Genomic DNA, 12238 nt, shown 5'->3' with positions numbered 1-12238 from the left:
ATCGCCGGTAGCGGAGCTGGACATTTGTGACAGATTTGTGACAGATGCGGCAACCTTGGTCGGAGTTCGGAATGTTAGGACTTTTCAGAAGATTGCTTCCCCGGGAAGACCGGTTCTTTGATCTGTTCGACGCGCATGCTCGAACGGTTGTGAGTGCGGCGGACGCGCTGAACCAACTGCTTTCCGGCAATAATATCGATGAAAACTGCGAGCGCATCGTCACGCTGGAGGATGAGGCAGACGACATCACGCGCGATGTCCTGCTGGCCGTGCGCCGTAGCTTTATCACCCCGTTCGATCGCGGAGATATCAAGGACCTCATTCAGTCCATGGATGATGCGATCGATATGATGCACAAGACCGTAAAGACGATCCGGCTGTTTGAACAGACGAGTTTCGACCCACGCATGCAGGCGATGGGAGCCGCAATCCTCGAGGCAGCGCACCTCATCGCCGAGGCGATACCCCTTCTTGGCCGCATCAGTGTCAACGCGCCCCGCCTAAGCATGATCGCGGAAGAAATAACCCGTGTGGAAGGCCGGTCCGACGACCTGCACGAACAGGGGCTGAAAGATCTGTTTCACCGGCACGGCACGAACAATGCCATGGCTTATATTATCGGTAGCGAGCTCTACGGAAAACTCGAAAAGGTCCTTGATCGTTTCGAGGACGTTGCAAACGAGATCAGCGGCATCGTGATCGAGAACGTCTGATGGACGCCACTCTCGCCTTTCCGCTCCTCGTGGCGCTGATTGCGATCGCGCTGTTCTTCGATTTCCTCAACGGCCTGCACGACGCGGCCAACTCGATCGCTACCATTGTTTCAACCCGGGTCTTGCGACCGCAATACGCGGTTTTCTGGGCCGCCTTCTTCAATTTCATCGCTTTCCTCTTCTTCGGATTGCACGTGGCCGAGACGCTGGGCAAGGGCATCATCGATCCAGCGATCGTCAGCCCGCTCGTGATTTTTGCGGCCCTGATGGGCGCGATCATCTGGAACATCGTCACCTGGGTGTTCGGAATCCCGTCGAGTTCGTCGCACGCGCTCATCGGCGGGCTCGTCGGGGCCGGTCTCGCCAAGACCGGATTTTCCTCGATTGTCTGGACAGGCCTCCTGAAAACCGTCGGCGCCATCTTTATGTCGCCGGCCATCGGCTTCCTGCTGGCGCTGACGCTGATCCTTGCCGTCTCCTGGCTGTTCGTGCGCCAGACGCCGTTCGCCGTCGATCGCACCTTTCGCGTCCTGCAGTTCGCCTCGGCCTCGCTCTATTCGCTCGGCCACGGCGGCAACGACGCACAGAAGACCATGGGCATCATCGCCGTCCTGCTCTTTTCGCAAGGCTATCTTGGGAGCGAATTCCACGTTCCGTTCTGGGTCGTCATCTCCTGTCAGGCAGCGATCGCCCTCGGCACGCTCTTCGGCGGCTGGAGAATCGTCCACACGATGGGCTCGAAGATCACGCGACTCAATCCAATGCAGGGTTTCTGCGCGGAGACGGGTGGCGCGATCACGCTGTTTGCCGCGACTTGGCTCGGCATTCCGGTTTCGACCACGCACACGATCACCGGCGCGATCATCGGCGTTGGCGCCGCGCGGCGCGTCTCGGCTGTGCGCTGGGGCCTCGCCGGCAACATCGTCATCGCCTGGATCGTCACCCTTCCGGCGGCCGCCATCATCGCCGCACTCTTTTATTATGTCGTCGGCTTTTTCGGCTAAGGCGATCGATAACCCTGCTCAGTCGGCGACAACGGTCGCGTCCTTGCGGGGGAGCTCGGTGTCGGGAACTCCCGCAGTTGCGCCAGGTCACGAACAGCGCCCGGCGCCAACCCGATCACCACCTTGTCCTTCAGGCCGAGATCCATCGCATCATCCCCTGAACCGGTAGGTCTCGCGCGACGCGGGCTTCATCTCGATGGAGAAGCCCGGTGCTTTCGGCGGCATATAGGCAGCGCCAAAAATATCGCATGGATACTCGAAATGCTCATGCAGGTGGTCGACATATTCGATAACCCGGCCTTCGCGCGTACCGGACACGCAGACATAGTCGATCATCGACAGGTGCTGGACATATTCGCAAAGGCCAACGCCACCGGCATGCGGGCAAACGGGAAGCTCGTATTTGGCCGCCATCAACAACACGGCCAGAACCTCGTTGACCCCGCCGAGCCGGCAGGCGTCGATTTGCACCACGTCGATTGCGCCGCGCATGATGAGCTGCTTGAAGACAATTCTGTTCTGGCACATCTCGCCGGTCGCGACCTTCACCGGCGCGACGCCGGCGCGGATCTTCGCATGGCCCTCGACGTCGTCCGGGCTCGTCGGCTCTTCGATAAACCACGGTTTGGCAAAGGCGAGATCCTTCACCCAGTCGATCGCCTCATTGACTTCCCAGACCTGGTTGGCGTCGATCATTAGATTGCGATCCGGGCCGATTGCTTCGCGGGCGACCCGGAGGCGGCGAATGTCGTCGGCGCGGTCGCGGCCGACCTTCAGCTTGATGTAGTTGAAGCCGGCATCGACGGCCTCCTTGGCGAGACGCCTGAGCTTTTGGTCATCATAGCCAAGCCAGCCCGCCGAGGTCGTGTAGCAGGGGTAGCCTTCTTTCTCCAGCGTGGCGATGCGCTCCGATTTTCCCTCGGCATTGCGCTTCAGCATCGCCAGCGCTTCGTCCGGCGTGATGCAGTCGGTGATATAGCGGAAATCGACCGACCGGACGAATTCCTCCGGGCTCATATCGGCGACCAGCCGCCAGACCGGCTTGCCCTCGAGCTTGGCATAGAGATCCCAGACGGCATTGACGACTGCACCCGTCGCCAGATGAATGGCGCCTTTGTCGGGGCCGATCCACCGCAACTGGCTATCGGACGTGATGTGCCGCCAAAAGCGGCCCATATCCGCCTTCACCCAATCCATCTCCAGTCCGACGACGAGATGGCGCATGGCTGCGATCGCCGCGCAGCAGATCTCGTTGCCGCGCCCGATCGTGAAGGTAAGCCCGTGCCCCTCCATGCCGTCTCGGTCGGTCATGAGGATCACGTAGGCCGCCGAATAATCCGGGTCGGGGTTCATGGCGTCCGAACCGTCGAGATGCTGGGAGGTAGGAAACCGCAGGTCGAGAACCTGCATATCGACGATTTTCGTCATGGCGAATGTCCGATCGTGATGATTTGCAATATCAGGCGGCGTTGACGCGCAGGCGCTGTTCGCCAAGCCCTTCGATGCCGAGTTTCATCGTCTGGCCGGGTTTCAGATTACCGGCGGTTCTGGCCAAGCCCGACGCCGGACGGCGTTCCGGTGGAGATGACGTTCGGTGACTTTCTCGGCTCGGCAAGTTTCGGGGACGCCCCTCGAAGACTTAGGCTGCCAAGGCGACGCGTTGCGCCACATGGGCTCTAACGGCTTCGCGCGCTTCGGCAGCCGACGAAAAGCGTCTGCCATCAAGCTCCATGACATCGTATTTCACTGCCATGAAGGCAAGGCAGCCATCACGCGGTATGAGAACACCAACCGCGATACCCTGGCATTCGACAACCTGCTTCATAATTGAAATCTCCGTTCAAGGCGCAATACTGATTGGCACGGATAAGCGTGGACGCGGTTTGCGTCTGACGGAAAATGAGAGAATTGAAAATAGTCGAGATATCGGTCCCGGTTCTGAAAGTACATGACAGATCGGGTTTGTCAATTCGATGATCGAAGATCGTAGAATAAAATTTCAATAGTATGATATTTGTCGGGCTTTTTAGGAACTGTGTTCTCCAATAACGTATTGCGGCGCAACATATTGCTGTGCGGTGCAATGACCCGCGAAGAGCCTTTCTACATCTTCATCTGATTGAGCCGAGCCGAGAATGTTGTCGATTGCCAATGGTTGATCGGTTGCCGCCGGGCAAACTGGGCGAGCGGGATCGTTATGACGACGAGGATGAGAATGGCGACGTAGGGCAGCCCCAGAGGAATTCGACGCGCCTTCAAACAATAATCTCCAGTATCCGCTGCCAGTCTGCCGGGCAATCCTGACAGCTGGCTGAACGTTGACGGCCGTTCCCGACCTCTCCTGCCGCGCACCCCCCGCCCCGCCACCGCATGTCCTGCCCCGTTCAGGTTCTTGTCAGAAAACCGGCCCAGATGTCGCGGCGCAAGACCGGCGGCGCGGCGTCAGCGCCCCGAGGTTCCCGACCCAAGCAGGAGACGATGAATGACCTTCGAAACCCTTCCGGCAACGGCGCCGCGGCTGGCGCGCCCGGCAATCGGCAGCGCGACCCTGAGCGTGGTGGTGGCGCTCTATCTGCTCGTCGTCACCAACGGCACCTTTTGGGCAAAGCGGTGACTTGCCTCGTCCTGCTTTGCATCGGGCTCGCCGCGCTGTTCTCGGCGCTGTGCATTGCCGTGTCGGTGAAATATCTGACCAAGCCGCTGTTCATCCTTCTCATCACCAGCGCAGCGACCGCCTCGTGGTTCATGGACCGCTACGGGACCATCATCGACCTCGACATGATCCGCAACGCCGCCGAGACGACGGGCTCGGAAGCCGGCCATCTGATGACGGCGGGGTTCCTCACCCACATCACCGTGTTTGCCCTACAAATCGGCAGACAATCATGCGTGTGCGAGACGACGGTTCACGCTCCGTTCGAGCTTAGCGCAGGATTTTGAACTGCTCTTGTCCTGAGCCCCGCCCTGCGGGGAGCATGAGGAATTGTGGGGCGCCGACGAAATTACGGGGTATGGTCCAAAGTCCGTCCTCTGATTTTTCACAAGGCGGTCAGATTTGAAAACGGTAAAAAACGAAAAGACCCACAATTCCTCATGCTCCCCAATTTCCCAGCTTCGGGCCGATCGGGCCTATATGGCGCGCCAATTTCCATGTGGCGATCGCTCGGCGGCGGCTGCCGAAAACGTAGTCCCGGAAGGATTTCAACCTCGACCACCACGCGTATCGTGCCGTGACAGAACTGACGACGGCTTGCTGATACGGCTTCACCGACAAGAACCTGCCAAAGCAGCGCCAGTATCCTTTTTTAATCCTCGCGGCGAAACAGTTCCGACGGCATCGCGCGCATGAATTCTTGCGCGCGGTGCAGATGGTCGCGTATGGCGGCATCCGCCGCCTCCGCATCCCGGGCGCGAATTGCGGTGGCAATCATCCTGTGCTCATGCAGTGACGTGCCAATGACATGCGAGGTCAGCGACGAGCTGATCTGCGCCATGATCAACGATAGATGCATTTGCTGATTGAGCTTGACGAGCTGACCGTTCCCGGCTGCTGCAATGACCGCTGCATGAAACCGCTGGTTTTCCTGTAAATAGTCGGCCGTCGAATGACGCGGCTCGATACTCCAGATAGGCGCGATTGCCTCCTCGAACGCGGCCCGGACACGAGGGTCCTTCATATTGACGGCAGCAAGCCTGGCCGCAAGCGCCTCAAGCTCCGTCCGGATCTCGAACAGTTCAAGCGCTTCCATGATCGACAGCCGGCGCACCATGGCGCCGCGATTGGGGACGATCTCGATCAATCCTTCGGCGGACAGACGGCGGAAGGCCTCCCGCACCGGGCCGCGACTGACCCCAAGATCGGTTGTCAGCTCCGCCTCGATCAAGCGCTGGCCTGGTGCCAAACGCCCGTTCAGGATCGCAGAACTGAGATAGTCCGCGACAGACACTTCCTTCCGGCCATGAGGTTCGGCCTTCAATTCTCTCGTTGCTCTCAAACCCATCTCCTTGCTGACAAAAGCTGCACGCAAAACAGCGATTGACAGCGCTTTCTTTTGTATACAACATTGTCCTACAAAAAAAGAAAAATGTGCGGGAGGAGGCGTCATGCTGATTGGCAAGGCGGAACCGGCAACGACGTCGATCAGCACCGCTGACGCGGCAAGTGTTACAGTGCGCGGCAAGGATCTGTGCGCCGATCTCATGGGTCGGCTTTCCTTTACCGCCTATTTCCATCTGCTGCTGACCGGCCGCGAACCCACCGACATTCAGTGCTATTTCCTCGACCTGCTGCTGGTGGCGATCGCCGAGCACGGACTTGTGCCGACAAACCAGGCCGCTCGCATGACCTATGCCGCCGATCCGTCCTTTCTGCAGGGCGCCGTCGCCGCCGGCATTCTCGGCTGCGGCACGGTCGTGCTGGGCACCTCGGAACTCTGCGGCAAGTTTCTGAGCCAAGCCGAGAAAAGGATAAGAGAGCACGGGCTCGACCGCGCCGAAGCCATGAAGACGATTGTCGGTGATATCCGCAACGAAGGCGGCAAAGTGCCCGGCTTCGGCCATCCGATCCACAAGCCGACCGATCCGCGCTGTGAACGCATCCTTACATTGGCAGACGCCAAAGGCGTTTCCGGCACCTATGTCCGGCTCGCACGTGAAACGGCAAACGCAGTCCAGGCGGTTTGGGGCAAGCCGCTGCCGATGAATGTATCGATGGCCATTGCCGCGGTGCTCCTCGATCTCGATTTTCCGATGACGATGATCAAGGCCATCCCCATCCTTGCACGCACTGGCGGGTTGCTCGCCCATCTCGCCGAGGAGCAGGAGCGCCCGATCGGCTTTCTCATGGCAGCGCATGCGGAAGAGGCGATCGCCTACGAACCGGGAGCCGAAGGATGATGCACAATCCGGCCGTTGAATCATCGCCCTGGGATCGGCAAGTTGACGCGGATGACAAGCTTTATCGCGCCCAGATCGCCTATCTCTTTGAAAATTCGCGCTTCTACCGGAAGAAATTGACGGAAGCCGGTTTCAAGGAGGCCACTGGCGTCGGAGGCCTCGCCGAAATCGCAAATCTCCCCATGACCGAGAAGGACGAACTGCATGTGAGCCGCACGCCGGAAAATCCGGTCGGGACGCATCTCGCGTCGCCGATGAGGGAGGTGGTTCGCATCTATTCGACCAGCGGCACCACCGGTGCACCAAGTTATATCCCCCTCACCCGTTCCGACCTCGCAAACTGGATCGAGACTTCCTGCCGGTCATACGGTGCCTCTGGGGTCCTTAAGGGCCAGAAAATCGTATCGACCTACAATGCCGGACCGTTCGTTGCAGCGGTTACGCTTGACGCCTTTAATTCGCTCGACCTTTGCCAGATTCCGGTGGGCGCCGGCAACACCGAGCGGCTGATGGCCGCGGTACAATTGCTGAAACCCGAAATCCTGGCGCTCACGCCCTCCTACGCTCTGCACCTTGCCGAATGGGCGGAGACACGCGGCATCGATATCGCAAACTCAAGTATCAAGAGCATTCTCGTCGCCGGCGAACCGGGCGGAGGCGAACCCGCACTGCGGGGCCGGCTCGAGACGGCCTGGGGCGCAACGGTGACCGAAGCCATGGGTATTGGCGACATTTCTGTTTCCCTGTGGGGCGAATGCGAAGAACAGGCAGGCATGCACTTCTCCGGCCGCGGCTTCGTGCATTTCGAACTGATCGATCCGGAAACCGGCGTGCCCGTAGTCATCGACGATGGCGTCGAAGGCGAGCTCGTCTACACCCATCTTCAGCATCGGGCAGCTCCCTTGCTGCGGTTCCGCAGCCGCGATCACGTTCGCCTGCATGTAGGCACATGCGCCTGCGGCCGCACCGCGCCGAGGGTTCGTTGCATCGGCCGCACCGACGACATGCTGATCGTGCGCGGCGTCAACATATTCCCGACGGTGATCCGCGAAGCTGTCAACGCGTTCCAGCCGGCCGTCAGCGGCGTCATCTCGATTCGACCGAAGGCGCATGGCGTCAAGCAAGCGCCGCCGCTGCCGGTGACCGTCGAACTTGCCGAGGGCGCTGGCGCAACGGCAGAGTTGTCGGACCAGATCAAGCGGCGCATCCGCGACCATCTGATGGTATCGACCGAGATCGAGCTGGTGCCGTGGGGCACGTTGCCGCGCAGCGATTACAAGTCCAAACTGGTCGACTGGTCGCAAGCCGCGACATGAGGAGGAGACGATGAGGAAACTGCAGACACAGGGCGTGCACCACGTAACGATCGTCGGCGCAGACCGTCAAACGTCGATCGATTTCTGGGAAGGTATCCTGGGCATGCCCTTTGTCTTTGAGCAGCCCAACCTCGACAAAGCCACCGAGAGCCATCTCTATTTCGATCCAGGCGATGGCCGGCTGATCACGATCTTCACGGACGAGAGCCGCAAGCCCGACCCGAAACGCACCTCGACGGATATCGGCTGCGTCCACCATCTCGCCTTTGCCGTTTCTCAGGCCACTTTCCGGCAGGCGGTGGAGCGCCTTAACGAACGCGGCATCAAGCATTCGGGTCCGAAGGATCGCGGTTTCATGGACTCGATCTATTTCGAGGACCCGCTCGGCCTCTTGATCGAACTGGCGTCTTACCGTTTCGAACCGCCTTTCGGCTACGGTCACGGCGACGTCATGCTCGAGGCCCACAGGATCAGAGTGGCACGCGGCGACTACAACATCGCCGAAATCCACCTTGCCGATGCGATCGAGACCCTGACGGCACGCAATCGCGGCAGCCTGTCTTCGGACCGCGGTCCGATGAACCCATATCCCCGCAGCTGAAAGCCCGAAGCGCGCTCCAACCGCAAGCAGTCAATGGAGGAAACAATGAAGCTTTATATGCACCCCGTGTCGCAGACCAGCCGGCCGATCCGCCTGCTCATCGCCGAAAAAGGCCTTAAAGTCGAAGAAGAAGTCGTCGACTTGATGACGGGCGCCCATCATCAGGAGCCCTTCATTTCACTCAATCCGAGCCGGCAGGTTCCGGTCTTCGAGGACGGCGACCTCAGGATGACCGAGTGCTCGGCAATCCTAAAATACCTCGCCGACAAATACGACATGCCGGAATACCCGAAAGATCTGAAAAAGCGTGCGCGCGTCAACGAGATCATGGACTGGTTCAATACCGGCTTCTATCGCGACTGGGCCTACAATATGGTCTATCCGCAAATCTTTCCGCATCACAAGAGGCCAAGCGAGGATGGCCAAAAGGTCGCTATCGAATGGGGACGCGACAAGGCCGGATTCTGGCTGCAGGTGCTTAACGACCACTATCTCGGCAAAGGCAACGCGTTCCTGGCCGGCGACGATATCACCATCGCCGACTATCTCGGCGCAGGTTTTGTCGCATGCGGCGAACTTATCCGCTATGACCTCTCGCGCTTCCCCAATGTCCGGGCCTGGCTGGAGCGAATGAAGGCACTACCGCATTGGGACGAGGTCAGCAGCGTGATCACCGGATTTGGCAGTTCGATGAATGATCAGGACTTCGTTGCCTGATCCATCCCTCGCTATGTGAACGTTGCGTCAGTTCTCCTGCTCGCCACAGCCGCGCCAGCATTTCCGCATCGCGCCGATCTGTCTTAACCCGATCTCCAGCGCGGCGCGGGATCATGGCCGGCGCGACAACGGCACAATCAAATCCGAGTTTTGTCAGAAGCTGATACAGCCCATAGCCACACGGACCTGCTTCGTAGCAAAACACCGGTCGCGCACCTGTAGCCGAAAGCCGTTTTGTCAGGCGTAAAACTGCATCAGCGTGCCGTAAAACCGCACGTCACTATTCCGGCCATCATCCGCTGTCGCAACGGCAATCGTCTCAGCGTGAACATCTAGGCCGACATAAACCATTCTTTCCATAAGCTTCTTCCTTTCCAAACCAATTCGTTTGACAAGGAAAACCTAACGGCTTTGTGGCCGTAAATCACTCATCTGGTCTAAGGCCGAAGGGACCGTGAATATCAGATATTCAACTACACGTTCACGGCCATCTGCCTAGTCCTTTATCCACTCCGAAAACGCTTCCGGCAGCACGTTCGACCCGCAGATCACAGCTACCACACGCTTGCCGCGGTAACGCGAGGAATCTTCCAGGATAGCCGCGATGCCGAGAGCGGCCGAGGGCTCGACCACGAGGCCGGCGTGCTGATGCAGCAAGCGCATGCCTGCCTTGATGCTTGCTTCCTCGACGAGCGGCACGTGATCGGCGACGGCGAGCAGGTCCTGAAGGACCGCCGCGATCGGGAAGCGGCCGGCGACGCCGTCGGCGATAGTGTCGGTGCGATCTGTGGTGACGACCGCTCGCGCCCGCCAAGACAGAGCCAAGGCGGGTGCTCCGCTGGGTTGGATGCACACCACCTCGGTTGTGGGCGACAGGCTCTTGAAGACGTGGCCGACGCCGGTGGCCAGCGCGCCGCCGCCGAGTGCGAGCAGGATCGTGTCGATGCGGTCGCACCCTTCGATGAGCTCCAGCCCGATTGTGCCCGCGGCCTCGCAGGTGTCGAGGTTTTCGCTGTCCTCTACGAGTAAAGCATTGTCGCTGGCCGCGATCTCGCGGGCGCGTTGTCGCGCCTCCTCAATATCGCCCTCGACCAGGTCGACGGCGGCTCCGAGCCGACGAATGCGATCGATCTTCGCGGGATTGGCGCTTGTCGCCGCCACCACGGTTACGCCAATTCCGCGTGCCCGGCCACTATGTGCGAGCGCCTGCCCGAGATTGCCGGCGCTGGCGCAGACCGCGGCCTTGGGATCCGGGCTGCTTGCCAGACGAGACATAACGACCTCGGTCCCTCGTCCCTTGAAGCATCTGATCGGGTTTGCAGTCTCAAGTTTGATGACGACTTCGCATCCCAGCACGTCGCCAAGAGCGGGGCAAGCGAATTGGGGCGTGTCGCGAAACACGGATGAAATTTGTTCCCTAGTCGCAAGAATGCGGTCGAGGTCGAGCCTGGTGTCTGGTTGCCTGACTTCAGGGTATGCTGTGGATCTTTCACCGACAGATCGCATGGGATAGTCCTTGGACATTGTGTTGTGGTTGCGTGGGTGTGCGTTATAGCGCATACTCGGGATGTGCGCTATAACGCACAAATGCGAGGTCGGTCTTAAATGAAGTCCATCAGTCCCGTTGAAACAGGAAAGCTACTGAAGTCCATCAGGCACGAGCTCGGGTGGAGCCTCGATCAGACCGCTAAGCAGACGGGAGTCAGCAAGGCAATGCTGGGCCAGATCGAGCGCGGCGAATCCACCCCGACTGTTGCGACGCTTTGGAAGATCGCGACGGGCTTGCGAGTTCCGATGACCACCCTGCTTGAGCCGGATCGCGAAGAAGGCGGTGTCTTGCTTTTGCGTGACGCCCGTAGTCTCCGGGTGCGCCCGTCGCAGGAAGGGATGCAGCGCGCCTTGTTGTTTCCTTATGAGGCCCGATTCGGTTTCGAACTATACGAGCTAACCTTCGCACCTGACTTTGAGAGTATCTCAGAGCCGCATGACATCGGGGTTGTGGAACATGTGACCGTCCTGCACGGTGAGGTCGAATTGCTGGTCGAGGAAGATTGGAGGCTGCTCAAGGAGGGGCAGTCGCTACGGTTCCCTGCCGACCGCCGCCACGGCTACCGCAATCGGACGCAGGGCGAGGCTGTTGTCATGGACTTAATCCACTACCGGTTCATTCCGCAGAATGTTGCGGGTCGCGAAACACAAGAGGGTTCCTGATCAGAGAATACCGTACACGACGATCCGGTCGCTCACAGCCTGGTCAAACGCCAATACCGAAACTACACCTATCTCGGACCTCGATCCGGAAACGCTGCAAACCCTCGACGGGCTCCTGGGTGTCGACCCGGCAATAGGCCAGACGCGCTTTCACTGGCTGCGATCGGGGCTCCGGACGCTCCGGGGGCGATGAAACTTGGTCGGATTGACCGAACGCATCGCATTCGCGCGCGCACTCGGGATTGATTCCCCGTTTGCAGGCTCGAATCCCTTCCGGGCGGTGGAACCAGATGATCCGGGAAGGCGATGCAACACCAGCCTGGCTCGCCAACGACTTCAATGCTAGTCGCACTGCGATTGCCGGCGTCTTTCACCACATCAGCCCGCAGCATGGGGATCTGTATTTCCAGGAGATCGGCTTCCGTTGGTCGCAGCGTGTCGTCACAGGCAGTACCGTTCGCAAAACCCGGCATGGCCGCGAAATCGTGCGAACCCTCTGGTCGCGCGTGCCCCCAGCCCTGCAGTTGCCGAATGTCTTTCGCGCGGCGATCGCGCGGCAGATGCGCCGAAGCCCGGACGGCGGTATCAGCATCAAATCAGCCGTAGCTGTCTTTGGTTGATAAACGTCGCGCGTTTGGGGGACCAGTTCTTGTTCTGATCCTTGCGGGTTCGGAGTGTTCATTCCGGCAGAGCTGCCGCTGTGCACCTGATCCTATCGCAACCGCGCCTCAGTCATATCGACCATTCCGCCCCCGGCGCGGTGCCGCAAGCATAACCGCA

General features: G+C 59.8%; 15 protein-coding genes and 3 pseudogenes. 11 read left to right on the top strand and 7 right to left on the bottom strand.

Translation table 11 applies throughout. From position 1 onward, the window contains the following. Positions 1-71 precede the first annotated feature (71 nt). Both ACSQ2W_RS23010 and ACSQ2W_RS23005 read left to right on the top strand, forming a co-directional pair. A complete protein-coding gene (locus tag ACSQ2W_RS23010; protein ID WP_436088472.1) occupies positions 72-713 on the top strand; it encodes a DUF47 family protein in 642 nt (213 codons plus the stop codon). Continuing rightward, the gene (locus ACSQ2W_RS23005; RefSeq protein WP_436088471.1) at positions 713-1717 is read left to right on the top strand and encodes an anion permease; all 1005 of its coding nucleotides are present in this window, start codon (positions 713-715) and stop codon (positions 1715-1717) included. Before ACSQ2W_RS23010 ends, ACSQ2W_RS23005 begins: the two co-directional genes overlap by 1 nt. Before the next feature lie 150 nt (positions 1718-1867). Here ACSQ2W_RS23005 and ACSQ2W_RS23000 read toward each other — a convergent pair whose 3' ends face one another. The 3 genes from ACSQ2W_RS23000 to ACSQ2W_RS22990 all read right to left on the bottom strand — a co-directional run bounded on the left by ACSQ2W_RS23000 (position 1868) and on the right by ACSQ2W_RS22990 (position 3976). Further along, on the bottom strand, positions 1868-3145 hold the full coding sequence (locus ACSQ2W_RS23000) for an L-fuconate dehydratase (RefSeq protein ID WP_436088470.1): 1278 nt from the start codon (positions 3143-3145) through the stop codon (positions 1868-1870). A gap of 211 nt (positions 3146-3356) precedes the next feature. Continuing rightward, positions 3357-3542, bottom strand: a complete 186-nt coding sequence (locus ACSQ2W_RS22995; protein WP_436088469.1) for a hypothetical protein — start codon at positions 3540-3542, stop codon at positions 3357-3359. 278 nt (positions 3543-3820) lie between these two features. Next, positions 3821-3976, bottom strand: a complete 156-nt coding sequence (locus ACSQ2W_RS22990) for a hypothetical protein (RefSeq protein WP_436088468.1) — start codon at positions 3974-3976, stop codon at positions 3821-3823. A gap of 223 nt (positions 3977-4199) precedes the next feature. On the opposite strand from ACSQ2W_RS22990, the gene ACSQ2W_RS22985 reads away from it, so the two are divergent. Continuing rightward, a complete protein-coding gene (locus ACSQ2W_RS22985; RefSeq protein WP_436088467.1) occupies positions 4200-4331 on the top strand; it encodes a hypothetical protein in 132 nt (43 codons plus the stop codon). Beyond that, entirely contained in the window at positions 4328-4657 is a 330-nt protein-coding gene (locus tag ACSQ2W_RS22980) for a phosphoethanolamine transferase domain-containing protein (protein ID WP_436088466.1), read from the top strand. Before ACSQ2W_RS22985 ends, ACSQ2W_RS22980 begins: the two co-directional genes overlap by 4 nt. Before the next feature lie 365 nt (positions 4658-5022). On the opposite strand, the gene ACSQ2W_RS22975 is transcribed toward ACSQ2W_RS22980, so the two are convergent. After that, a complete protein-coding gene (locus tag ACSQ2W_RS22975; RefSeq protein ID WP_436088465.1) occupies positions 5023-5865 on the bottom strand; it encodes a GntR family transcriptional regulator in 843 nt (280 codons plus the stop codon). On the opposite strand from ACSQ2W_RS22975, the gene ACSQ2W_RS22970 reads away from it, so the two are divergent. The 4 genes from ACSQ2W_RS22970 to ACSQ2W_RS22955 are packed head-to-tail and all read left to right on the top strand — an operon-like array spanning position 5822 to position 9247. Beyond that, the gene (locus ACSQ2W_RS22970) at positions 5822-6613 is read left to right on the top strand and encodes a citryl-CoA lyase (RefSeq protein ID WP_436088464.1); all 792 of its coding nucleotides are present in this window, start codon (positions 5822-5824) and stop codon (positions 6611-6613) included. The genes ACSQ2W_RS22975 and ACSQ2W_RS22970 overlap by 44 nt on opposite strands. Further along, positions 6610-7929 carry a phenylacetate--CoA ligase family protein gene (locus tag ACSQ2W_RS22965; RefSeq protein ID WP_436088463.1) on the top strand — a complete coding sequence of 440 codons (1320 nt, stop codon included), beginning with the start codon at positions 6610-6612 and terminating at the stop codon, positions 7927-7929. The genes ACSQ2W_RS22970 and ACSQ2W_RS22965 overlap by 4 nt, the downstream gene beginning before the upstream one ends. Positions 7930-7939: 10 nt before the next feature. Further along, positions 7940-8530 carry a VOC family protein gene (locus ACSQ2W_RS22960; protein WP_436088462.1) on the top strand — a complete coding sequence of 197 codons (591 nt, stop codon included), beginning with the start codon at positions 7940-7942 and terminating at the stop codon, positions 8528-8530. Positions 8531-8575: 45 nt separating this feature from the next. Next, complete coding sequence (locus tag ACSQ2W_RS22955; RefSeq protein WP_436088461.1) at positions 8576-9247, top strand: glutathione S-transferase family protein; 672 nt, start codon at positions 8576-8578, stop codon at positions 9245-9247. A gap of 25 nt (positions 9248-9272) precedes the next feature. Here ACSQ2W_RS22955 and ACSQ2W_RS22950 read toward each other — a convergent pair. The 3 genes and pseudogenes from ACSQ2W_RS22950 to ACSQ2W_RS22940 all read right to left on the bottom strand — a co-directional run. Continuing rightward, a pseudogene (locus ACSQ2W_RS22950) lies at positions 9273-9449 on the bottom strand (IS110 family transposase); the annotation flags it as partial. A gap of 35 nt (positions 9450-9484) precedes the next feature. Beyond that, entirely contained in the window at positions 9485-9607 is a 123-nt protein-coding gene (locus tag ACSQ2W_RS22945; RefSeq protein ID WP_436088460.1) for a hypothetical protein, read from the bottom strand. Positions 9608-9742: 135 nt separating this feature from the next. Then, a complete protein-coding gene (locus ACSQ2W_RS22940; protein WP_436088459.1) occupies positions 9743-10753 on the bottom strand; it encodes a threonine ammonia-lyase in 1011 nt (336 codons plus the stop codon). A 99-nt stretch (positions 10754-10852) separates the two neighbouring features. Here ACSQ2W_RS22940 and ACSQ2W_RS22935 point away from each other — a divergent pair, with 99 nt between their 5' ends. The 3 genes and pseudogenes from ACSQ2W_RS22935 to ACSQ2W_RS22925 form a co-directional block, all read left to right on the top strand. Next, a complete protein-coding gene (locus tag ACSQ2W_RS22935; protein ID WP_436088458.1) occupies positions 10853-11458 on the top strand; it encodes a helix-turn-helix domain-containing protein in 606 nt (201 codons plus the stop codon). Positions 11459-11522: 64 nt separating this feature from the next. Beyond that, a pseudogene (locus tag ACSQ2W_RS22930) lies at positions 11523-11808 on the top strand (hypothetical protein); the annotation flags it as partial. Continuing rightward, positions 11794-12078: pseudogene (locus ACSQ2W_RS22925) on the top strand (IS1595 family transposase); the annotation flags it as partial. The pseudogenes ACSQ2W_RS22930 and ACSQ2W_RS22925, both read left to right, overlap by 15 nt. Between the last annotated feature and the right edge of the window lie 160 nt (positions 12079-12238).

Origin of the sequence: Pararhizobium sp. LjRoot255, assembly GCF_964252905.1 — a bacterium.
In the GTDB taxonomy this organism is placed as follows: domain Bacteria; phylum Pseudomonadota; class Alphaproteobacteria; order Rhizobiales; family Rhizobiaceae; genus Pararhizobium.
The sequence above is the reverse complement of the archived record's forward strand: the minus strand, read 5'-3'. Positions and strand labels throughout refer to the sequence as shown.